Source organism: Cedecea neteri, assembly GCF_000758305.1.
In the GTDB taxonomy this organism is placed as follows: Bacteria; Pseudomonadota; Gammaproteobacteria; order Enterobacterales; family Enterobacteriaceae; genus Cedecea; species Cedecea neteri_C.
On the sequence record NZ_CP009458.1, the window covers coordinates 2,014,623 to 2,037,879 of the forward strand.

At 55.1% G+C, this 23,257-nt stretch carries 19 protein-coding genes and 1 tRNA gene; 14 read left to right on the forward strand and 6 right to left on the reverse strand.

The features are described 5' to 3' along the window. Position 1: 1 nt before the first annotated feature. On the reverse strand, positions 2–1,585 hold the full coding sequence (locus LH23_RS09425; protein WP_039290511.1) for a gamma-glutamyltransferase family protein: 1,584 nt from the start codon (positions 1,583–1,585) through the stop codon (positions 2–4). A gap of 122 nt (positions 1,586–1,707) precedes the next feature. Here LH23_RS09425 and LH23_RS09430 point away from each other — a divergent pair, with 122 nt between their 5' ends. From LH23_RS09430 to hpxK, 3 genes are all read left to right on the forward strand, one after another. Next, positions 1,708–2,547 carry a MurR/RpiR family transcriptional regulator gene (locus LH23_RS09430; protein WP_039296495.1) on the forward strand — a complete coding sequence of 280 codons (840 nt, stop codon included), beginning with the start codon at positions 1,708–1,710 and terminating at the stop codon, positions 2,545–2,547. A 186-nt stretch (positions 2,548–2,733) separates the two neighbouring features. Then, positions 2,734–3,975, forward strand: a complete 1,242-nt coding sequence (locus LH23_RS09435) for a pyridoxal-phosphate-dependent aminotransferase family protein (protein WP_039290514.1) — start codon at positions 2,734–2,736, stop codon at positions 3,973–3,975. Beyond that, a complete protein-coding gene (hpxK, locus tag LH23_RS09440; protein WP_039290517.1) occupies positions 3,975–5,216 on the forward strand; it encodes an allantoate amidohydrolase in 1,242 nt (413 codons plus the stop codon). The genes LH23_RS09435 and hpxK overlap by 1 nt, the downstream gene beginning before the upstream one ends. 44 nt (positions 5,217–5,260) lie before the next feature. On the opposite strand, the gene LH23_RS09445 is transcribed toward hpxK, so the two are convergent. Further along, on the reverse strand, positions 5,261–6,028 hold the full coding sequence (locus LH23_RS09445; RefSeq protein ID WP_008457303.1) for an amidohydrolase: 768 nt from the start codon (positions 6,026–6,028) through the stop codon (positions 5,261–5,263). A 95-nt stretch (positions 6,029–6,123) separates the two neighbouring features. After that, the gene (gene fadE / locus LH23_RS09450; RefSeq protein WP_039290520.1) at positions 6,124–8,568 is read right to left on the reverse strand and encodes an acyl-CoA dehydrogenase FadE; all 2,445 of its coding nucleotides are present in this window, start codon (positions 8,566–8,568) and stop codon (positions 6,124–6,126) included. 229 nt (positions 8,569–8,797) lie between these two features. Between fadE and lpcA the strand changes: the two genes are divergently transcribed. Continuing rightward, positions 8,798–9,379, forward strand: a complete 582-nt coding sequence (lpcA, locus tag LH23_RS09455; RefSeq protein WP_008457307.1) for a D-sedoheptulose 7-phosphate isomerase — start codon at positions 8,798–8,800, stop codon at positions 9,377–9,379. A 56-nt stretch (positions 9,380–9,435) separates the two neighbouring features. After that, positions 9,436–10,203, forward strand: a complete 768-nt coding sequence (locus LH23_RS09460) for a class II glutamine amidotransferase (protein ID WP_039290522.1) — start codon at positions 9,436–9,438, stop codon at positions 10,201–10,203. Here the strand turns inward: LH23_RS09460 and dpaA are convergent. Beyond that, positions 10,174–10,914, reverse strand: a complete 741-nt coding sequence (gene dpaA, locus LH23_RS09465) for a peptidoglycan meso-diaminopimelic acid protein amidase (RefSeq protein ID WP_039290525.1) — start codon at positions 10,912–10,914, stop codon at positions 10,174–10,176. The two genes, LH23_RS09460 and dpaA, sit on opposite strands and share 30 nt — an antisense overlap. Positions 10,915–11,207: 293 nt before the next feature. Here dpaA and dinB point away from each other — a divergent pair, with 293 nt between their 5' ends. Then, positions 11,208–12,263, forward strand: a complete 1,056-nt coding sequence (dinB, locus tag LH23_RS09470; protein WP_039290528.1) for a DNA polymerase IV — start codon at positions 11,208–11,210, stop codon at positions 12,261–12,263. A 306-nt stretch (positions 12,264–12,569) separates the two neighbouring features. Here the strand turns inward: dinB and pepD are convergent, their stop codons facing one another. Continuing rightward, complete coding sequence (gene pepD / locus LH23_RS09475) at positions 12,570–14,027, reverse strand: beta-Ala-His dipeptidase (protein WP_039290531.1); 1,458 nt, start codon at positions 14,025–14,027, stop codon at positions 12,570–12,572. Between the two features lie 255 nt (positions 14,028–14,282). Between pepD and gpt the strand changes: the two genes are divergently transcribed. The 3 genes from gpt (at position 14,283) to crl (ending at position 16,569) form a co-directional block, all read left to right on the forward strand. After that, positions 14,283–14,741, forward strand: a complete 459-nt coding sequence (gene gpt, locus LH23_RS09480; RefSeq protein WP_008457349.1) for a xanthine phosphoribosyltransferase — start codon at positions 14,283–14,285, stop codon at positions 14,739–14,741. 121 nt (positions 14,742–14,862) lie between these two features. Further along, on the forward strand, positions 14,863–16,110 hold the full coding sequence (frsA, locus tag LH23_RS09485; protein WP_039290539.1) for an esterase FrsA: 1,248 nt from the start codon (positions 14,863–14,865) through the stop codon (positions 16,108–16,110). 57 nt (positions 16,111–16,167) lie between these two features. Then, a complete protein-coding gene (gene crl / locus LH23_RS09490) occupies positions 16,168–16,569 on the forward strand; it encodes a sigma factor-binding protein Crl (protein WP_039290542.1) in 402 nt (133 codons plus the stop codon). Between the two features lie 55 nt (positions 16,570–16,624). Here the strand turns inward: crl and ompC are convergent, their stop codons facing one another. Then, positions 16,625–17,722 carry a porin OmpC gene (ompC, locus tag LH23_RS09495; protein WP_039290544.1) on the reverse strand — a complete coding sequence of 366 codons (1,098 nt, stop codon included), beginning with the start codon at positions 17,720–17,722 and terminating at the stop codon, positions 16,625–16,627. Between the two features lie 298 nt (positions 17,723–18,020). On the opposite strand from ompC, the gene proB reads away from it, so the two are divergent. From proB to LH23_RS09520, 5 genes are all read left to right on the forward strand, one after another. Continuing rightward, complete coding sequence (gene proB / locus LH23_RS09500) at positions 18,021–19,124, forward strand: glutamate 5-kinase (protein WP_039290547.1); 1,104 nt, start codon at positions 18,021–18,023, stop codon at positions 19,122–19,124. A gap of 11 nt (positions 19,125–19,135) precedes the next feature. Further along, positions 19,136–20,389, forward strand: a complete 1,254-nt coding sequence (proA, locus tag LH23_RS09505) for a glutamate-5-semialdehyde dehydrogenase (protein WP_039290549.1) — start codon at positions 19,136–19,138, stop codon at positions 20,387–20,389. A 111-nt stretch (positions 20,390–20,500) separates the two neighbouring features. Further along, a tRNA-Thr gene (locus LH23_RS09510) sits at positions 20,501–20,576 on the forward strand. 158 nt (positions 20,577–20,734) lie between these two features. Beyond that, on the forward strand, positions 20,735–21,919 hold the full coding sequence (locus LH23_RS09515) for a tyrosine-type recombinase/integrase (RefSeq protein WP_039296498.1): 1,185 nt from the start codon (positions 20,735–20,737) through the stop codon (positions 21,917–21,919). A 224-nt stretch (positions 21,920–22,143) separates the two neighbouring features. Beyond that, positions 22,144–23,253: a dsDNA nuclease domain-containing protein gene (locus tag LH23_RS09520; protein WP_039290551.1), complete on the forward strand. Its 1,110-nt coding sequence runs from the start codon at positions 22,144–22,146 to the stop codon at positions 23,251–23,253. Positions 23,254–23,257 lie beyond the last annotated feature (4 nt).

Genomic DNA, 23,257 nt, shown 5'->3' on the forward strand with positions numbered 1-23,257 from the left:
CTCAAAAGCCTGCGGCGCTGCCGTTGCTGCGCGGGTCCCACGCACCTTCGAGCATGCCATTGGTGTGTCTGACGATGGCGCCGGCGTGGCCGACAATCTCGCTAAAGGCGGGGACTGTTTCTACCTCGTGTCCAAGGGCTTCAAGCGCGCTTACGGTGTCCTGGCTGAATCGGCTCTCAAGCTTGAGGCTGTCGGAAACCTGCCCCCAGGTACGGCCGAGCAGCCAGCGCGGCGCGCAGATCGCCTCCTGTAAATCGACGCCCTGAAGCACATAGCGGGTAAAGATTGTGGCCTGCGTCTGTGGCTGCCCGTCGCCACCCATCGAGCCGTAAACCAGCGTTCTGCCATCAGCGAGTCTGGCCGCCGCCGGGTTTAGGGTGTGGAACGGTTTTTTGCCCGGCGCCAGCGCCAGCAGATGCTCTGCATCGAGGCTGAAAGAAGCGCCGCGGTTTTGCCACAGCACGCCGCTTTTAGGCAGCACAACCCCGCTGCCGAATTCGTGATAAATACTCTGGATAAACGACACAGCCAGGCCGTTACCGTCTATAACGCCCATCCAGACCGTGTCGCCGGGGCCTTTGCCTTTACCCCACGGCGCGGCGCTCTGGTCGTCAATTTTTGCGGCCAGCAGATCCAGCTCTTCGGGATCTAACAGATTTTGTATTGAGGTCGCGATCAGGCGCGGGTCGGTGATATGTGTGTCGCGAAGCGCAAAGGCTTTTTTAGTGGCTTCCACAATGCGGTGTACGGTCTGAACTTCACTGGCGTTTGCCATCGACAGGCGGTCGGTAATGCCGAGGATCGCCAGCGAGACCAGCCCTTGCGTCGGTGGTGCGAGGTTAAAAACTTCCCCGGCCTGGTGCTCAAGCCGTAGCGGTTTGGTGCGTGTTGCCCGGTGTGCGGCCAGATCGGCCGCTGTGACTGGCAGTCCCAGTTCGGCCAGCTCTTCGGCAATGATTGAAGCCAGTGGGCCACGATAGAAACTGTCCAGGCCTTCAACCGTCATTCGCGTCAGGGTCGCGGCCAGTAGGGGCTGTGTGAAACGACTCCCGATCGCGGGCACTTCACCACGCTGCAGGAACGTGTCGGCAAAACCGGGAATATCAACCAGCTCGGCGTATTTGCTTTGTGTCGCGTTCGCCTGAGAGGCGGTGACCGGGATCCCGTCCGCCGCATAGCGAATAGCGTCTGCCATCAGGCGGGAAAGCGGCAACTGCCCGCCGCCAAGCTCTGACGACACTTTTAGCGCTTCTGCCCAGCCGCTCAACGTGCCGGGCACGGTCAATGCAGCGCGAGTGCCGCGATGGGGAATGGCGCGTTCTCCCCGGTAGAAATCCAGCGATGCCAGTGAGCCGGCAGCGCCGCTGGCGTCGATGGCAACGGGTTCGCCTTCAGGCGGAACAATCAGCCAAAATCCGTCCCCGCCTATGCCGTTCATATGTGGATAAACCACCGCGATAGTGGCGGCTGCGGCGACCATCGCTTCAATCGCATCGCCGCCCTGGCGCAGGACGGAGAGCGCACTTTCAGAGGCCAGGTGGTGAGGCGTCACCGCCATACCACCGGGGGCCATATTGCTTTGCATATTTTTCTTCTCTTGCAGGAATTCCGCTCGGATAGGGAAATCAGAAGCAAGAGATGTTCCAGGTTGACGAGGATCGTTTCACTGTGTCAGGCTTCGATGAAACAAAAGTTACAGGAGTCAGCATGAAACAGTTAGACGAGCGGTTGCGGGCGTCATGGGCGCTTTTTTCCCCGCAGGAGCAGCGCGTGGCTTCATTCATCGTTGACCATTTTGATGACTTGATCAGCTACAACAGCGCTGAGCTGGCGCGGCTTTCAGGCGTGTCCAAGGCCACCGTGAGTCGCCTGTTTAAGCGCTTAGGTTATGAACGTTACAAGGATATGCGCGAAGAACTGCGTACCCTGCGCCAGAGCGGGATGCCGCTGACGGAAAACCGCGATGCCGTGCAGGGCAACACGCTGCTGGCGCGCCATTACAAGCAGGAAATGGCGAACCTTACTCAACTGGTGAATCAGCTGGAAGCAGGCCCTTTTGCCGAAGTGGTCACTGCCCTTGTGACCGGGAAGCGTCTGTTTATCATTGGGATGCGTAACTCCTGGCCGGTGGCGATGCACTTGCGCCAGCAGCTTTTGCAGGTGCGCAGCGGCGTACATTTGCTCCCGCAGCCGGGGCAGACGCTGGCGGAAGAGCTGGTGGATATTGGCCCGGAAGATTGCGTCGTCACCGTGGCATTTCGCCGCCGGACACGCATTATCAAGCCGCTGCTGGCAAGCCTGCAGCAGCGCGGTATACCGCTGGTGGTGTTGAGTGAACCCGGTTCAGTGGGGCTGACCCCCCATTCTGGCTGGCATTTGAGCGCGCCGCTCGATAGCGTTTCGGCGTTCGACAGCTACAGCAGCGCCATGAGCCTGGTGAATTTACTGGCTAACGCGGTGCTGCATGAGTCATTGACCAGCGGGCGTCAGCGTATCCATAATATCGCTGAATTGTATACAGAGCTGGATGAGCTCGAACAGCGTTAATGCTCCTCACTGGTGCAGATGCACAGTTCGGGTGAGCCAAAAGAGTTCATCGTTTTTACCCAAACCTGTTTTTCCGTGCTGGCTTAGGTCTGTCAGCCGGAAAAAATTTTGCCTGCGGCTGGCACATTAGTTGCAAAAGATGATTATAAGAATCTTTTGTTTCAATCTCAGACTCAAGGAATCGCCATGTTTGATATTCAGCAGTTTTCCCAGATCAACCCGCCGCACCGTTTGCTGATGGGGCCAGGCCCGATCAATGCCGATCCGCGCGTGCTGCGTGCCATGGCGAGCCAGCTTATCGGCCAGTATGACCCGGTGATGACGGGTTACATGAATGAGGTGATGGTGCTGTACCGCCAGCTGTTCCGCACGGAAAACAAGTGGACGATGCTGGTGGACGGCACTTCCCGCGCCGGGATCGAGGCCATTTTACTGTCGGCTATTCGCCCTGGCGATAAAGTGCTGGTGCCAGTGTTTGGCCGCTTTGGTCACCTGCTGTGTGAGATTGCCCGCCGCTGCCGCGCTGAAGTGCACACCATTGAAGTGCCGTGGGGTGAAGTGTTCAGCCCGCAGCAAATCGAAGACGCCATCAAAGCGGTGAAACCTCGCCTGCTGTTGACCGTGCAGGGCGATACTTCTACCACGATGCTGCAGCCGCTGGCCGAACTGGGTGAGATCTGCCGCCGCCACGGCGTGCTGTTTTACACCGATGCCACGGCGTCGTTTGGCGGGAACGAACTGCTCACCGATGCCTGGGGGCTGGATGCCGTTTCCGCCGGGCTGCAAAAGTGCCTGGGCGGGCCGTCAGGCAGCTCACCGGTTACTCTTAGCCCGCAGATGGAAGAGGCAATTCGCCGCCGTAAATGCGTGGAAGAAGGCATTCGCACCGCCGCCCATCAGGACGGGGACGAAGAGATGATCTACTCCAACTACTTCGATCTGGGCATGATCATGGATTACTGGGGGCCAGAACGCCTGAACCACCACACGGAAGCGACGAGCATGCTGTTTGCCGCCCGCGAATGCGCCCGCATTATCCTGGAAGAAGGTCTGGATGCAGGCATTGCCCGTCATGAATTGCATGGCAGAGCGATGGTGGCGGGGATTCAGGGCATGGGGCTGGAGACCTTCGGCGACCTTAAGCACAAGATGAACAACGTCCTCGGCGTGACTATCCCGACTCAGGTTCACGGCGAAGAAGTGCGTAAACTTCTTCTGGAAGACTTCCATATCGAGATCGGCACTTCCTTCGGCCCGCTGCAGGGCAAAATCTGGCGCATCGGCACCATGGGCTATAACGCCCGCAAAGACTGCGTGCTGCAAACGCTCACCGCGCTGGAAGCGGTGCTTAACCGCCTCGGCTTTAAAAGCGTTCAGGGCGAAGCGATGCAGGCGGCGTGGAACGTTTACGCGCAGGATGCCCGCTAATGGATGCTAACTATGCCGCAGTTGCCGCCCAGCGCGTCATGGACAGGGCCGACCAACTGGCCGCTATCAGCGAAACCTCGGGCCAGCTGACCCGCGTTTACCTTTCGGTGCAGCATCTGCGGGCGAATCAGCTGGTGGCTGACTGGATGGAGCAGCTCGGCATGACGACCTGGCAGGATGCGGTCGGCAATGTTTGTGGGCGCTACGAGGGCAGGCAAGAAGGCGCGCAGGCGATTCTGCTCGGGTCTCATCTTGATACGGTGCGCAATGCGGGCCGCTACGATGGGATGCTCGGCGTGCTGTGCGCCCTGGAAGTTGTCGCCTACCTCTATCAAAACAATATCCAGCTCGAACAGGCCATCGAAATTGTCGGCTTTGGCGATGAAGAGGGCACCCGCTTCGGGGTCACGCTGCTGGGGAGCCGGGGCATCACCGGCAGCTGGCCGGAGCATTGGCTGAGCTGTGAAGATGCCAGCGGCGTCAGCGTGGCGCAGGCCATGACGATTGCCGGGCTGGATCCCACCCGGATTGCCAGCGCAGAGCGGCCGAAAAGCGATTTCAGCGCCTATCTGGAACTGCATATCGAGCAGGGACCGGTGCTGGAAGAGCAGGGGCTGGCGCTGGGCGTGGTCACGGCCATTAACGGCGCCCGCCGCCTGAACTGCAGCTTTACCGGCCATGCGGGCCATGCCGGAACGGTGCCGATGGCGCTGCGCAAAGATGCGCTGGCCGCCGCCGCCGAGTGGATGACCTTTATTGAATCTGCCACGCGCCGCCACGGCCCCGACGAAGTGGCCACGGTGGGAACGTTAAGCTGCGCGCCAGGCGCGGTGAATGTTATCCCTGGCGACGTTCAGCTTACGCTGGATATTCGCAGCCCGCGGGATGAAAGCCTGGTTAGCTTGCTGGGTCAGCTTCTTGCCGAAGGGGAAGCGATTGCCGCCCGTCGCGGGATTCAGTTTAGTGCAGAAGCCTACTACGCTATTCCGGCCACGCCGTGTGATGCGACGTTGCAGGCAACGCTAACGCAGGCGGTGAGTGAAGTTCAGGGGCGGAGCCTGTCGTTGCCTAGCGGTGCAGGGCACGACGCCATCGCCATCGCCGAGCGTTGGCCGAGCGCGATGCTGTTCGTTCGCTGCGAGAAGGGGATAAGTCACCATCCGGCGGAGTCCGTCATTGAAAGCGACGTGGCGCTTGCGGTGCAGGCTTACACTCGCGCCGTCACTCTGCTGGCGGAATAATAAAAAAACCGGCCTGAACGGGCCGGTTTCTTCCTACTTCATGCTCACAGGCTGAAAGGATCTGCATCCTGCCAGGCCGGGAATTTCTCCCGATACTCCCGCAGCGCAATCAGCGAAAGATCGGCATCAAGTCTGGCTGCCTGGTGTGGCTCAACGCTAGCCAGGATCTCGCCCTGCGGGCTGATAATCCGGCTGTCGCCCCGGTAATGGTGGCCGTTGCCGTCGGTGCCCACGCGGTTGCAGCCAGCCACATAAGCCTGGTTCTCGATTGCGCGCGCCTGGAGCAGGCTTTGCCAGTGCAGCGAGCGCGGCGCGGGCCAGTTGGCGACGTACAGCGCCAGATCGTAATCGTTGCGGTTGCGGGACCACACCGGGAAGCGCAGGTCGTAGCAAACCAGCGGTAAAATACGCCAGCCCTTCCACTCAATAATCACGCGTTCTTCCCCGGCCTGATAATGATGATGCTCATCGGCCATGCGGAACAGGTGGCGCTTATCGTAAAAGTGGACTTTGCCGTCCGGCTGAACCAGCAGGAAGCGGTTCACCGGCCCTCGTTCGGTTTGCAGAGCGGCGCTGCCGGCGATCATCGCCTGCGTTTGCTGGGCTTTGAACTGCATCCAGTCAATCACTTCCTGTTCCGGCATTGACTGCACGGCGGCTTCCATCGCAAAGCCGGTGGTGAACATTTCCGGCAGAATAATCAGGTCACGCCCGCGCACGCCTTCCAGCAGCACATCAAAGTGACGCAGGTTTGCGGCACCGTCCATCCAGACGAGCGGTTGTTGCAGAACGGAAACTTTCAGACCAGACACCATCGGCAGCCTCTTAGCAGAATATTTCTTCCACTTTAGCACGAGAAAACGTGCTTTTGTTGGCAATAAAAACCCCGCTTTCGCGGGGTTAATGGTTAGGCGGCTTCAACCTTTCTGTGCTTTTCCGGCACCTTCACCGGCTGTGTTGCCAGTGCCTCCGGATCAAACTCATCCACGTTGATGCTGCGCAGGCGGCTGGCTTCGGCTTTGGTCAGAATCGCCGCTTCATCGGCGGTGATCTTGCCTTCACCCAGCAGCTGCTTCGCCAGTTCATCCAGGCGAGTGAACGGCAGGTTGCGCTTCAGCTCTTTGCACACGCGCTGGTGGATTGGCTCGGCGGCCATAATATCCAGCAGGGCGGCTTCCAGCAGGCCAGCAGGGTTATGCTCGCTTGGCGTCAGGTACTGACCACGTCCAATACGCGAACGGGTTGCGGACGGCACTTGCAGGATTTTCGCCAGCTTGTGGTCAAGCGCATCGGACGGCGCATCGTAACGGCGACCCAGCGGGAAGATAACCAGGCGCAGCGTACCGGCCACAAAGCGGTTCGGGAAGTTGCGCAGCAGGTCATCAATCGCCTGTTCGGCCTGGAACAGTGCATCCTGCACGCCCCAATGAACCAGCGGCAGATCGGCTTCGTTACGACCTTCGTCTTCGTAGCGTTTCAGCACCGCCGTCGCCAGATAAAGCTGGCTCAGCACATCCCCCAGGCGAGCAGAGATACGCTCCCGGCGCTTCAGGCTACCGCCCAGCACGGCCATAGAGACATCCGACAGCAGCGCCAGGTTTGCGCTCAGGCGGTTGATGTACTGGTAGTAGCGTTTAGTCGCATCGCGGGTTGGCGTGCTGCTGCCGAGGCCGTTGGTCAGGCCCAGCCACAGGCTGCGCATTTTGTTGCTGCCCACGTGGCCGATATGCTTGAACAGCAGCTTATCGAAGGCATTCACATCGTTATTCTGCGCCGCGGCCATTTCTTCAAGCACGTACGGATGGCAGCGAATTGCGCCCTGGCCGAAGATGATCATGCTGCGGGTCAGAATGTTGGCGCCTTCAACGGTGATAGCAATTGGGGCACCCTGGTAAGCACGGGCCACGAAGTTAGTGTCACCGAGCATAATGCCTTTCCCGCCGACGATATCCATCGCATCAAGAATGGCGCGCTGGCCGCGGTGGGTACAGTGGTACTTAACAATCGCAGACAGTACGGCAGGTTTCTCACCGAGCACGATGCCGTAGGTAATTAAAGAGGCTGCAGCATCCATAACATAGGCGTTACCGGCGATGCGTGCCAGCGGCTCTTCAATCCCTTCCATTTTGCCGATAGAGATTTTGAACTGACGGCGGATGTGAGCGTAAGCGCCCGTTGCCATTGCCACGGATTTCAGGCCGCCGGTGGCGTTAGACGGCAGAGTAATGCCGCGACCTACGGACAGGCACTCAACCAGCATACGCCAGCCCTGGCCGGCCATTTTCGGGCCACCGATAATAAAGTCGATAGGGACAAAGATGTCTTGCCCACGGGTTGGGCCGTTCTGGAACGGCACGTTCAGCGGGAAGTGACGCTTGCCGATTTCCACGCCAGGGGTGTGGGTTGGGATCAGCGCACAGGTAATGCCGAGGTCTTCTTCGCCGCCGAGCAGGCGGTTCGGGTCAGACAATTTAAACGCCAGGCCCAGCACGGTGGCGATAGGGGCGAGAGTGATATAGCGTTTGTTCCAGGTCAGGCGCATACCGAGCACCTGTTCACCCTGCCATTCACCCATGCAAACCACGCCGCTGTCCGGGATTGCACCGGCATCGGAACCGGCTTCCGGGCTGGTCAGCGCGAAGCAAGGAATTTCCAGACCGCGCGCCAGGCGTGGCAGGTAGTGATCTTTTTGCTCTTCGGTACCGTAATGCTGCAGCAGTTCGCCAGGGCCTAAAGAGTTAGGCACGCCGACGGTAATCGCCAGGATCCCGGAAACGCCGGACAGTTTTTGCAGCACGCGAGCCTGTGCATAGGCAGAAAACTCGAGGCCGCCGTACTCTTTTTTGATGATCATCGCGAAGAAGCGATGCTCTTTCAGGTAAGCCCACAGCTCAGGGGGCAGGTCGGCCAGTTCATGGGTGATCTGGAAGTCGTTCGCCATGCGGCAGGCTTCTTCCACCGGGCCATCAAGGAACGCCTGTTCCTCTTCGGTCAGCTTTGGCTGCGGGTAGTTATGCAGTTTCTGCCAGTCCGGCTTGCCGCGGAACAGATCGCCTTCCCACCAGGTCGTCCCGGCGTCGATAGCTTCTTTTTCGGTACGGGACATTGGCGGCATGACTTTACGGAAGCCACGGAAGACCGGCGCGGAGATCAGCGATTTACGCAGCGGGGTCACCAGCAGCGGCACCAGAATCACCGCCAGCGGAACCAGCACCCAGAAAGACCAGATGCCAGCGAAGCCCAGCGCGGCAGTCCACGCGAGCAGAATCACGCTGCTAAGCAGCAGATTTGCCTGGTGATAGAACAACACACCCAGCAGAACAACGGTAAGGACAATGCTTAAAATCAACATAAAGAAAGCTCCCTTGCTTGTAGGAGGTCTGACCACTTGTGATGTATTGGTTGTAGTGGATGTTGCTTTCTTTAGCAATGTGTTTACAAAATAATTACAACCTTGCTCACATTGTTGCCGCACTTCCGAGGAAAACCCCGGCTTAACGCGTGGGGTTACGCTTCTCGCTTTCGGCGCTATCCGGTACACTGCGGGATGTGAAATTCACTCAAACCTCAAGGACCTCCTCATGTACCAGGATCTTATTCGTAGTGAGCTCAATGAAGCGGCGGAAACGCTGACTAACTTCCTTAAGGATGAAGCCAACATTCATGCCATCCAGCGCGCAGCGGTGCTGCTGGCAGACAGTTTCAAAGCGGGCGGCAAAGTACTGTCCTGCGGGAACGGTGGCTCACACTGCGATGCTATGCACTTTGCGGAAGAGTTAACTGGCCGCTACCGTGAGAACCGCCCGGGCTACCCGGCGATCGCGATTTCTGACGTGAGCCACATCTCCTGCGTCAGCAACGATTTTGGCTACGACTATGTCTTCTCTCGCTACGTTGAAGCCGTTGGCCGCGAAGGCGACGTGCTGCTGGGGATCTCCACGTCCGGCAACTCCGGCAACGTTATCAAAGCGATTGAAGCTGCCCGAGCGAAAGGCATGAAAGTCATTACCCTGACCGGCAAAGACGGCGGGAAAATGGCCGGTACGGCAGACATCGAAATTCGCGTGCCGCACTTCGGCTATGCGGACCGCATTCAGGAAATTCACATCAAAGTGATCCACATCCTGATTCAGTTAATCGAAAAAGAAATGGTTAAAGCTTAGCCCGTAATGTTCCCTGCTCCTCCCGGAGCAGGGGCATTCGTTGTGGGAGAGAAGAGATGTGCGAATTGCTCGGGATGAGTGCCAACGTACCGACGGATATCTGTTTTAGTTTTACCGGACTGGTGCAGCGCGGAGGCGGAACAGGCCCCCATAAAGACGGCTGGGGTATTACCTTCTACGAAGGGAAAGGCTGTCGCACTTTTAAAGATCCGCAGCCGAGCTTTAACTCGCCCATCGCCCGCCTCGTCCAGGACTACCCCATTAAATCCTGCTCGGTTGTGGCGCACATTCGCCAGGCGAACCGCGGCAAAGTGGCGCTGGAAAATACCCATCCGTTCACCCGCGAACTGTGGGGCCGCAACTGGACCTATGCCCATAACGGGCAGCTAAAGGGCTATCGCACGCTGGAAACGGGGACGTTCCGCCCGATTGGTGAAACGGACAGCGAGCAGGCGTTCTGCTGGCTGCTGCACAAACTCACTCAGCGCTACCCGCGCACGCCGGGCAATATGGAAGCGGTGTTCCGCTACATCACTGAACTGGGTGCAGAGCTAAGAGAAAAAGGCGTGTTTAACATGCTGCTGTCGGACGGGCGCTATGTGATGGCGTTTTGCTCGACGAACCTGTTCTGGATCACCCGCAGAGCGCCATTCGGCGTCGCTAAACTGCTGGATCAGGACGTGGAAATTGATTTTCAGGAAGAGACCACACCAAACGATGTGGTCACGGTCATTGCGACTCAGCCGCTGACCGCCAACGAAACCTGGCACAAAATTGAGCCAGGCAAGTCGGCGTTATTTTGCCTCGGTGAGCTTATAGTTTGAAGCCAGCTGCGGCTGAACTGGCGTCATCACGGCAGGTTTGCTGATGATGTAGTTCCCGCTGACCACGGCCACGCCCGGTGGCTGATGGTTGGCCGCGAAGTAGTCATAGCCCGGCTTCAGTTCTTTCCAGAAGTTGATGTAGGTGGAGTACTTGTGGCGTTCCATATTGGCGTCCGTCATGCGGAACGGGAAGATACTGACCTGCACGCGCGGTTGGCCAAACACTAAAGCCCCGGTCACAAACTGGAAGATTTCGTCGATGCCGGAGTCGGTCATGGCATAGCAGCCAATCGACACGCAGGCGCCATGAATCATCAGGTATTTCCCTTCATAGCCGTGAGCGCGGTCAAATTCATTCGGGAAGCCGATATTAATGGCTTTATAGAAGCGGCTGTCCGGTTTTAACTGACTGCGATCAACGCTGTAAAAACCTTCCGGGCTTTTAAAATCGCCCTGACGCTGTTTTGGCCCCAGGCCGCCGGAATAGTTACAGATACGGTAACTGTTGAGCAGCTGATACTGCTCGCCCATTTTCACCCACAGTTCCAGGGTGCGCTCTTCTTTAAAGATTTGAATATAAACCGGGGAGCCCATTAGCTGCTGTCTGCTATCTTTGCCGACAGGGGCGGCGACACCGCTGCTGTTAAGCAGGCTGGCGAAAGAGAAAAACGGCATAGAGAGCATCGCAATAATCAGTGCGATCTTACGCATACTGCTTGATTCCTTGATAAACCTGAAACTAACAGCCAGGACGGCTAAAGAGACCCGAAATCAGAAAATTCTGTACAGGATTGCGCTCACATTAGCATCGTGGCTAATTTTCGCAAGCGCCAGACGCGGGCGTTTACATATTTTATTGGAATCAATTGGAGTTTTTGCGGTGTGTCACTTTATGCCCGTGCTGACGCCGCTCGCTGGGTTGTTCATCGTCTACCTGAGACGATTTCCTCATTTTGAAAATTAGCTGTATACTTATCCAGTGTTATTTTTCTGGTTGAGTGAGCATGCGCAAAATCATTCATGTCGATATGGACTGCTTTTTTGCCGCCGTTGAGATGCGTGATAATCCGGCCCTGCACGATATTCCCCTCGCTATTGGCGGCAGCGCCCAGCGGCGCGGCGTGATCAGCACGGCGAACTACCCAGCCAGAAAATACGGCGTGCGCAGTGCAATGTCGACCGCGATGGCGCTAAAACTCTGCCCGCATCTCACTCTATTACCGGGTCGGTTCGACGCCTATAAAGAAGCCTCCAACCACATTCGCGAAATCTTCTCACGCTATACACCGCTCATCGAACCCTTGTCGCTTGATGAAGCCTATCTGGACGTCACCGACAGCGAACACTGCCAGGGCTCGGCGACGTTAATTGCCCGTGAGATTCGACAGGCTATCTCCGACGAACTAAACCTGACCGCCTCGGCGGGTATCGCGCCGATTAAATTTTTGGCGAAGATTGCGTCTGATCTGAATAAACCCAACGGCCAGTTTGTGATTACGCCCGAGCAGGTACCGGACTTTTTAGCGACGCTGCCGCTCGGCAAAATTCCCGGCGTGGGCAAAGTCACGGTGTCAAAGCTGGAAACGCTCGGCCTAAGAACTTGCGCCGATGTGCAAAATGCGGACCTGGCCATGCTGTTAAAACGCTTTGGGAAATTTGGCCGGGTACTTTGGGAACGCAGCCAGGGCATTGATGAGCGGGAGATCAGTAACGATCGCCAGAGAAAGTCGGTGGGGGTAGAGCGGACGCTGGCGGAAGACATTCATGAATGGCCAGAGTGTGAAGAGATTATTGAACGGCTGTACCCTGAACTTGAGCGAAGGCTGGCCAAAGAGCGGGCCGATCTGCGCATTGCCCGGCAGGGCATCAAGCTGAAGTTTAATGATTTTCAGCTGACGACCCAGGAGCACGTCTGGCCGAAGCTGAATAAAGAAGATCTGATCGCAACGGCTCGTAAAACCTGGGAGGAGCGGCGGGGAGGGCGCGGCGTCCGTCTGGTGGGGCTGCATGTGACCCTGCTCGACCCACAGCTGGAGAGGCAGTTGCTGCTGGGGCTGTAAATAAGACCCTCATCCCGGCCTTCTCCCTGCAAGGGAGAAGGGGGAAAACACGTTTTCGCTGAACGCAAAGCAAACAAAGAAAATCCCTTCTCGTTTTTAGATAAATCGTTAGGGAGAAAGAGAAAAGTAAGGCAGATAAAGAAAATCCCCTCTCGATTTTAGAGAAATCGGCTGGGAGAAAAAGGCAAGTAAGGCAGACAAAGAAAATCCCCTCTCGATTTTAGAGAAATCGCCTGGGAGAAAAAGGAAAGTAAGGCAGACAAAGAAAATCCCCTCTCCCTTATAGGGAGAGGGTTAGGGTAAAACTTACTTCGCCGGAATCGCCTTCAGCAGCTCGGTCAGCAGCGTCCAGTACTGGCCCACGCTCTCAATATGTACCTGCTCGTCCGGGGAATGTGGGCCGGTAATGGTTGGCCCGATAGATACCATATCCATCTCCGGGTACGGCTTTTTGAACAGACCGCATTCCAGGCCGGCGTGGATAACCATGATGTTCGGCGTCTGGTTGAACAGCTTCTGGTAAGTCTCGCGCACCAGGGCCATCACCGGAGACTTAGCGTCTGGCTGCCAGCCAGGATAGCTACCTTTCGCCACGGTTTTTGCCCCGGCCAGTTCACCCAGGGACTCCAGCACGCTAACCACGTAGTCTTTACCGGAATCGATCAGGGAACGAATCAGGCAGATAATTTCTGCGCTGTCGTCGCCCATGGTCACGACGCCCGCGTTCAGGGAAGTCTCAACCACGCCTTTCACTTCATCTGAATTACGGATAACGCCGTTTGGCGTCGCGTTCAGCAGGTGCAGGAAGGTATCGCGCGTTTTCGCGGTTAGCGCCTGTTTGTCAGACGTTGTGGCTTCCACCAGCACGGTGATGTTCTTCTCTACCGCAGACAGTTCGTTTTTCAGAACGGCCAGGTAGTCGTTTGCCGCAGACTTCAGCTCGGCCGCTTTCGCCGCAGGCACGGCCAGCGTGGCGAAGGCTTCGCGCGGAATCGCGTTACGCAGGGTACCGCCGTTCAGATCGAGCAGGCGCGCGTCCAGTTCCGCGGCATGAGCCAGCAGGAAGCGAGCGAGCAGCTTGTTGGCGTTACCCAGACCCAAATGAATATCTGCGCCAGAGTGGCCGCCTTTCAGCCCTTTGATGGTCAGCTTGAAGGTGTCAAAACCAGCCGGAACGGCTTCACGCTGCAGCGGCAGCGTAGTGATGAAGTCGATCCCGCCCGCGCAGCCCATGTAGATCTCACCTTCCGTTTCGGAGTCGGTGTTGATCAGGATATCGGCCTGCATCCAGCCTGCCTGCAGACCAAATGCGCCGTCCATCCCGGCTTCTTCGGTCATGGTCAGCAGCACTTCCAGCGGGCCATGAGCCACGTTATCGTCAGCCAACACCGCCAGTGCGGAGGCCATCCCGATGCCGTTGTCTGCGCCCAGCGTGGTGCCGCGCGCTTTTACCCACTCGCCGTCGATGTACGGCTGGATAGGATCTTTAGCGAAGTCATGAACGGTGTCGTTGTTTTTCTGCGGCACCATGTCGAGGTGCGCCTGCAGCGCCACAGGTTTGCGGTTTTCCATGCCCGGCGTAGCAGGCTTGCGAATCAGGATATTCCCCACCTGATCACGTTCGACGTGCAGGCCTTTTTCTTTTGCCCAGGACAGGATGTGTTCCGCCAGCGCTTCTTCATGATAGGACGGATGCGGAATAGAACAGATTTTGGCAAAAATATCCCACAGTGGCTGTGGCGATAATTGAGACAATTCAGACACGTTGAGTCTCCCTGGAGTCGTTTTTTTGGCTGACCGGTTACGTTTTTAGCCGGGTTCAGATACACCACAAGCACGGCTTGCGCGATGTCCTGAGAATACCACTTTCTTTTGTTGCGTGAAGGCTGAATACGAGCAAAATCGGCTGCCAATGGCCTGCAACACTGGTTTTTAGTGCGTCAGATCTCTATAATCTCGCGCAACCAAAACTCCTTCGAATACTTTTTAAGCCGTTATTTACAGGCCGGGACACTTCACATGAGCGAAAAATACGTCGTCACCTGGGACATGTTGCAGATTCACGCCCGCAAACTGGCTCAGCGCCTGCTGCCAGCCGAACAGTGGAAAGGCATTATTGCCGTTAGCCGTGGTGGCCTGGTGCCGGGCGCGCTGCTGGCTCGTGAACTGGGTATTCGCCATGTTGATACCGTTTGCATCTCCAGCTACGACCACGACAACCAGCGTGAGCTGACCGTGCTGAAGCGTGCGGAAGGCGACGGTGAAGGTTTCATCGTGATCGATGACCTTGTTGACACCGGCGGCACCGCGGTAGCCATTCGCGAAATGTATCCGAAAGCTCACTTCGTCACTATCTTCGCCAAACCAGCCGGTCAGCCGCTGGTGGACGATTACGTGATTGATATCCCGCAGGACACCTGGATTGAGCAGCCGTGGGATATGGGCGTGGTGTTTGTGCCGCCGTTGGCTGGCCGTTAATCCCTCCATGGTTTGAGCTTTGTCATTTATTTGGCGCCCGGCATAGCCGGGCGTTTGTGTTATTTGGACCGTATCAGGCTACAATAGCGACGTTTCTCGTATTCATGGAGGCAGTGAAACGATGTCGCAGGCCAACCTCAGCGAAACCCTCTTTAAGCCCAGATTCAAACACCCGGAAACGTCCACGCTTGTCCGTCGCGCGCGACATACCGCCACGCCCGCGATTCAGTCCGCGCTGGATGGCAAAAACGTGCCCCACTGGTACCGCATGATCAACCGCCTGATGTGGATCTGGCGTGGGGTCGATCCGCGTGAAATTCTCGAAGTCCAGGCGCGGATTGCCTGCACCGAGGCTGAACGTACCAACGACGAGCTGTTTGACACCGTGATGGGCTACCGCGGGGGCAACTGGATCTACGAATGGTCGAAGCAGGCGATGCTCTGGCAGCAGCGTGCCGGCCAGGAAACGGACGAAGAGAAAATCGGCAAATGCTGGCTGCAGGCGGCGAATCTCTACAGCATTGCGGCCTATCCTCACCTGAAAGGGGATGCGCTGGCGGAACAGGCCCAGGTGCTGGCTAACCGGGCTTACGAAGAGGCCGCGCCCCGGCTGTCCGGCGGGCTGCGTGAGCTTGAATTCCCGATGACCGGCGGCGGCACCATCAGCGGCTTTCTGCATATGCCGAAAGGGGCTGAAGGGCCATTCCCGACCGTGCTGATGTGCGGCGGCCTTGACGCTTTACAGAGCGATTATTACAGCCTGTTCGAGAAATATTTTGCTCCTCAGGGAATCGCGATGCTGACCATCGACATGCCGTCAGTCGGTTTTTCCTCTAAGTGGAAACTGACCCAGGATTCCAGCGTATTGCACCAGCACGTGCTCAAAGCACTCCCGAATATTCCGTGGGTTGATCACACTCGCGTTGCGGCATTTGGCTTCCGATTTGGCGCCAACGTTGCTGTGCGCCTGGCCTACCTCGAAGCGCCGCGCCTGAAAGCCGTCGCCTGCCTTGGGCCGGTGGTTCACGCCCTGCTGAGTGACCCGCAGCGCCAGGCCAACGTGCCGGAAATGTATATCGACGTGCTGGCGAGCCGCCTGGGCATGACCAGCATCTCTGATAGCGCGCTGAGTGTGGAACTGAACCGCTACTCCCTGAAAACGCAGGGCCTGCTGGGCCGTCGCTGCCCAACACCGATGCTGTCCGGTTTTTGGGAGAATGACCCGTTCAGCCCGGAAGAAGAATCCCGTTTAATCACTTCGTCATCTGCCGACGGCAAATTACTCCAGATCCCGTTCAAACCGGTGTATCAAAACTTTGACAAGGCGCTCAAAGAAATTACCGGCTGGGTGAAACAAAGATTACGTTAAATATTTGCTAAATTTCGACGGTTTGCTAAAACAGTTGCTTCACAACAGGAGATCGTAATGACGTTACCGAGTGGACACCCGAAAAGTAGACTGATCAGAAAGTTCGCCTCGCTTGGCCCGTATATCCGGGAAGAGCAGTGTGAAGACAACCGTTTCTTCTTCGATTGCCTGGCGGTGTGCGTTAACGTAAAGCCCGCGCCGGAGAAACGCGAGTTTTGGGGATGGTGGATGGTGCTGGAAGCCCAGGAAAAGCAGTTTACCTACACCTGGCAGTTCGGCCTGTTTGATAAAGACGGCAAATGGACGGCCACCCCGGCAAAAGATAAAGAAGTGGATGAAAAACTGGAGCAGACGCTGCGCGGTTTCCACGGACGCCTGAAAGATTTACTCGCCACCCTTGAACTTGGGCTGGTGCCTGCCGAGAACTTTGCGGAAAAGCCGCTTAAACTCTCCGCCTGAAAATAAAAAATCCCCGTCAATCTGACGGGGATTTTTTTGTCCGCAGTATCGCGAATTAGAACTGGTAAACCAGGCCTACCGCAACAACGTCGTCGTTGTTCAGCTTCAGCTTGTTGTTGTCGCTCAGCTGGTTGATTTTGTAATCAACGAAGGTAGACATGTTTTTGTTGAAGTAGTAAGTCGCTGCTACGTCGATGTATTTCACCAGATCCGCATCGCCCACGCCTTCAATATCTTTCGCTTTAGACTGCACGTAACCGATGGATGGACGCAGGCCGAAGTCGAACTGGTACTGTGCAATGGCTTCGAATGCCTGGTTTTTGTTAGCAAAACCGCTCACTTTGGTGGACACGCCATTGATGATGGACGTCCCGCTCAGCACGGTCATGTTGCTGGTTTCAGCGTAGATAGCGGCCAGGTAAACGTTGTTTTTGTCGTATTTCAGACCGGTGGTCCAGGCTTCAGCTTTGTCGCCTTTACCGAACGCGCCAGTTTTCTGCAGGTTGGTACGGTTAGAGTTCGCGTACGCAGCCCCTACGCTCAGGCCGGTGTCAGCGATGTCGTAAGACAGGCTGGTGCCGAAGCCGTCGCCGTTCTGTTTAGACGTATCGCGACCGTCGTTCTGGTTTTTGCCCTGGTATTGCAGAGCCATCTTCAGGCCGTCAACCAGACCGAAGAAGTTGTTGTTGCGGTAAGTCGCCACGCCGTTAGTACGACCGGTCATGAAGTTATCGGTTTTAACGAAAGAGTCGTCGCCGAACTCAGGCATCATATCGGTGTAAGAGGCGATGTTATACAGCACGCCGTAGTTACGACCGTAGTCGAAGGAGCCATAGTTACCGGCTTTCAGGCCAGCAAATGCCAGGCGAGTTTTTGCTGCAGTTGGATCACCTTCAACTTTGTTGCCGGCAATCTGGTATTCCCACTGACCGAAACCGGTCAGCTGGTCGTTAATCTGGGTTTCGCCTTTGAAGCCGAAACGAGCGTAAGTTTGGTCACCATCAGCGCTGCTGTTATCGCTGAAGTAATGTTCGGCTTTTACGCGTCCGTACAGGTCCAGCTTGTTGCCGTTCTTGTTATACACTTCAGCTGCCTGAGCTGCAGAAGCCGCCATGATGCCCATTACCACTAATGCCAGTGTGCTCTTTTTCATTTGTTATCCCAAGAATGATGAACGCTTGCAAAATTGTTCTGGGAGTCGGGCTCCCGCTAAAAACAGGAAGGGTTTTATCGTTCTCAGATTAAAGATTTATGACAATTTAGGAGAAAGATTAAATAAACGTAATAAAGTTTGAATGTCATAAAAATGTAAAATATATCCGCTATCGTCAGCGATCCTTTCTTGCTTATTAACCCTTTTCCCACGCCGCCTGTTGGCAAGCCGCGCGACTCCTGTTACAACGTCATCTGGCTTTTTAATTTCCCCTTATTTGTAGAAACGGCAGAGAATCATGAGTGACAGCCAGACGCTGGTCGTAAAACTAGGCACCAGCGTATTAACCGGTGGCTCCCGCCGCCTGAACCGCGCCCATATTGTTGAACTGGTTCGCCAGTGTGCCCAGCTGCACGCGGCGGGGCATCGTATTGTGATTGTGACCTCCGGGGCGATTGCCGCCGGACGTGAACACCTCGGCTACCCCGAACTCCCCGCCACCATCGCGTCCAAGCAACTGCTGGCCGCGGTAGGGCAAAGTCGCCTGATTCAGCTCTGGGAACAGTTGTTCTCTATCTACGGCATTCACGTCGGGCAGATGTTGCTGACCCGCGCCGATATGGAAGACCGTGAACGCTTCCTTAATGCCCGTGACACGCTCAGAGCGCTGTTAGATAACAACATTGTGCCGGTCATTAATGAAAACGACGCCGTGGCGACGGCGGAAATCAAAGTCGGCGATAACGACAACCTTTCCGCACTGGCCGCGATTCTCGCCGGAGCCGACAAGCTGCTGCTGCTCACCGATCAGCAGGGCCTGTACACCGCTGACCCGCGTAATAACCCGGAAGCTGAACTGATTAAAGAAGTGCACGGCATTGACGATGCGCTGCGCGCCATTGCGGGCGACAGCGTTTCTGGCCTTGGCACGGGTGGCATGGGCACTAAGCTCCAGGCGGCCGACGTGGCCTGCCGCGCGGGTATCGACGTCATTATCGCCGCAGGCAGCAAGCCCGGCGTTATTGGCGACGTCATGGCCGGCAACTCTGTGGGGACGCGCTTCCACGCGCAGCAGTCTCCGCTGGAGAACCGCAAACGCTGGATCTTTGGTGCTCCGCCAGCCGGTGAAATCACCGTGGATGACGGTGCCCTGTCCGCTATTCTGGAGCGCGGCAGCTCATTGCTGCCAAAAGGCATCAAAAGCGTGAGCGGCAACTTCTCCCGCGGGGAAGTGATCCGCATTCGTAGCCTGGAAGGGCGCGACATCGCCCACGGCGTTTGTCGCTACAACAGCGACGCGCTGCGCCGCATTGCCGGGCATCACTCCCAGCAAATCGACGAAATCCTCGGCTATGAATACGGCCCGGTGGCCGTGCATCGCGACGACATGATTGTTAATTAAGGAGCAGATCAATGCTTGAACAAATGGGCAAAGCGGCAAAAGAGGCCTCTTACCAGCTGGCACTGCTCTCCGGCCGCGAAAAAAACCGCGTGCTGGAAAAAATTGCCGACTACCTTGAAGCGCGTTCGGAACAGATCCTGACCGCCAACCAGCAGGACGTGGACGAGGCGCGTAAAAACGGCCTCAGCGAAGCGATGCTTGACCGCCTGCAGCTCACCCCGGCCCGCCTGAAGGGCATCGCCGACGATGTGCGCCAGGTGTGTAGCCTCGCCGACCCGGTAGGGCAGGTAATCGACGGCGGGTTGCTGGATAGCGGGCTACGCATTGAACGCCGCCGCGTGCCGCTCGGCGTGGTGGGCGTGATCTATGAAGCTCGCCCGAACGTGACCGTAGACGTCGCCTCTCTGTGCCTGAAAACCGGCAACGCCGCCATTCTGCGCGGCGGGAAAGAAACCTGGCGCACCAACAACGCCACGGTGGCGGTGATCCAGCAGGCGCTGGAAGAGTGCGGCCTGCCAAAAGCGGCGGTTCAGGCGATTGAAAACCCGGACCGCGCGCTGGTCACCGAAATGCTGCGTCTCGATCGCTACATCGACATGCTGATCCCACGCGGTGGCGCGGGCCTGCATAAACTTTGCCGTGAACAGTCGACGATCCCGGTGATCACCGGCGGCATCGGCGTGTGCCACATCGTGGTGGACGACACCGCCGAAATTGAACCGGCGCTGAAAATCATCGTCAACGCCAAAACCCAGCGCCCGAGCACCTGTAACACGGTGGAAACGCTGCTGGTGCACCAGGCGATTGCCGACCGCTTCCTGCCTGCGCTGAGCAAGCAGATGGCCGAGTCTGGCGTGACGCTGCATGCGGACGAAAAATCGCTGCCTGTGCTGCAAACCGGCCCGGCAGTTGTGGAAGCGGTGAAAGAGGCGGATTACAACGACGAATGGCTGTCGCTGCACCTGAATGTGAAAGTGGTGGCGGATCTTGATGATGCCATCGCCCATATTCGCGAGCACGGCACCCAGCATTCGGACGCTATTCTGACCCGCACGCTGCGCAACGCGAACCGCTTTATTAACGAAGTGGATTCCTCTGCCGTGTACGTCAACGCCTCAACTCGCTTCACCGACGGCGCTCAGTTCGGCCTTGGTGCGGAAGTGGCGGTCAGCACCCAGAAGCTGCACGCTCGCGGCCCGATGGGGCTGGAAGCCTTAACCACCTACAAGTGGATCGGCTTCGGCGACGACACGATTCGTGCGTAATTGAAGACAGGGTGATGCAAAAACCAGCAGTCAGTTTGATAAGTGGTTGACGCATCACCCATTCTTCCTTACCCTTTTACACCGCAGCCACGCTCGTGGCGCGTCCTGAAAGCCGATATAGCTCAGTTGGTAGAGCAGCGCATTCGTAATGCGAAGGTCGTAGGTTCGACTCCTATTATCGGCACCATTTCAAACTCTTCCCAAGTCTACCTAAATCAACTTAAAGCCCGTATATAGCGGTTTCTGGCCCGTGTCTTATCTCCTTCAACTGGACTCAACCGAAATCAAGTCACAGTTGGGGGCATAAATGGGGCATTCTGTGTTCGGTCCAGGGAGATGCCCCCAATCAAGCTTAATGCGCGGCAGGTAGATGCTGGTAAACCCAGAGAGAAAGCCTACAAGCTAGCAGATGGTGCAGGCTTGTATCTTGAAGTTGTTCTTTCTGGTTCTCGATACTGGCGGATGAAATATCGATTCAATCGAAAAGAGAAACGTATGGCTTTTGGTGTCTATCCGGCAGTGTCCCTTGCACAAGCGAGGGCACTACGTGATGAAGCCAAGAAAAAGCTGGCCGAAGGTATCGACCTATCGTTTGCCAAGAAAGAAGAAAAGTTGGTTCGCGATGTGCAGCTCAATAATACGTTTCAGGCTGTGGCGCTTGAATGGCACGGAACGAAGGTGAGCCGGTGGTCAGAAGGTTATGCCTCCGACATTATCGAAGCCTTCAATAAAGATATTTTCCCTTATATTGGCCAACTGCCGGTGAATGACATCAAGCCTTTGGTTCTGCTGAATGTGCTACGTCGAATGGAAAGCCGTGGCGCGACAGAGAAGGCCAATAAGGTTCGCCAGCGCTGCAGCGAAGTTTTTCGTTACGCCATCGTTACCGGTCGTGCGGAATACAATCCTGAAGCGGATCTTACCAGCGCGATGTCAGGGCGTGAATCGAAGCATTACCCCTTCCTGACTGTTGACGAGTTACCAGCTTTCTTCAAAGCTATCTCTGGAGATACAGGAAGCCCGCTAGTTGTTCTTGCCGCTCGTCTGCGGGTACTTATGGGAGTTCGTATTGGCGAGCTCCGAGGTGCTTTCTGGAGTGAGTTTGATCTTGAAAAAGCGGTGTGGGAAATTCCTGCCGAGCGGATGAAGATGAAACGGCCCCATCTTGTACCCCTCTCTACCCAAGCGCTGGAAATCGTACAGCAACTCAAAGTGATGTCAGGGCAATATCCACTGGTGTTCCCAGGACGTAATGATCCCCGCAAGACGATGAGTGAAGCGAGTATTAATCAGGTGTTTAAGCGGATTGGATATACGGGGAAGGTAACGGGGCATGGTTTCCGTCACACGATGAGTACGATTTTGCACGAGGAAGGGTTCAATACGGCATGGATTGAAACCCAGCTGGCTCACGTTGATAAAAATGCGATTCGTGGGACGTATAACCGTGCGTTGTATCTGGAAGGTAGGAGGGAGATGATGCAGTGGTATGCAGATTATATTGAAGCATCTTTAACTAAGGTTATATAAGCCTGTAAATAGGGAAAACGAGTTTTTAAAGTTTTCCCTAGAGGTGCCATCTTTCAACTGTATAAAAAAACAGTATTTAAAACAGTGCATTAGATCACTAAAAGTGATCTTACAAATTTATTTTTTTTGATTTTCGTGATACACATCGCCTTAAATGGTTTAATTTGCATCCACATCCATCACTGGATGACGATGGAAATTTTTAGCTGTTGTAGGAGAGCAGGGTGGCTAAAAATAAAGCGGCAAACGCCGGGGTTGATGCGTTAACTGGTTTTGAGTTTCAAAGAAACTGTGCATTGTATCTTTTGTTAGATAATTTCAATTCTTTTATCAATAAAGAGTTCTTTATTTGTATCGAACATCACGATGATTTTCTATTTTGTTATAAAACTGATTGCTTAAGTTATATAAACGAGATACATGCCTATCAAGCAAAGAAACTTAGCGGGAAAATATGGACTATCGATTCTAGGTTTTCTGAGATGGTATCTAAAATACTATTGGTGGGCGAAAACTTAAGAAATGATGCTTTTGAAAAAAGTGAAGATTATAAACACCAGCTAACATTTATATCAAATACAGAAATAGAATTAAAATACTCACCGTCAAAGGCGTTAAAAAAAGAAGGTATTACTGAGCAGATATTAAGGATTAATGAGCAAAACTCTATCTGTGCTTATGATGAATTACATAAAAACATTCAGAATAAAATTGAAGAGAAAGTTACAGATATTTGTAATGAAGAATCTTCTGTTTTCCATCGTAAAGAACTAAGTAACCTAAAAATTCAGTGGGTAGATTTTCCAAGAACAGCTGCAAAACAAAAAGAGTCGCTTATTGGACTTATGTCTAGAAAGTTTTCTCATATAGCTGACCCGAAAGCAGCCATCGAGGTAATACTTGCTCTATTTAGAAATGTGGAAACTGTATATAATCAAGGGCAGGAAATATGTCTACTCGATCCAACAAAAAGGGTTGAAGGCGAAGATGTTAAGAAAGTTATGAATATAATTGATTCACAGCAAAAGGCATTCGACTATTGGCGTGACGAAGCACAGCAATTCTCAATGAAATTCAGAATACCACTTAGCATACAGAAAAATCATGAAAACTATATACTTAACTCTTTTGAACTACTCAAGGATATGAGTAATTACGATTATCAAATCATTAAAGACTTTGTTAGAAATAATGATTACACAACTCAATATTTTTCTCTTCAAGACGCATTAACTGCATATGTTGATAATGTTAGAAAATCTCATTCTATAAACCTAGATAATATTGATACATTTTTTGCAGTTCTGTGTTCATACGTTGAGTGCTACGATTAAGGTA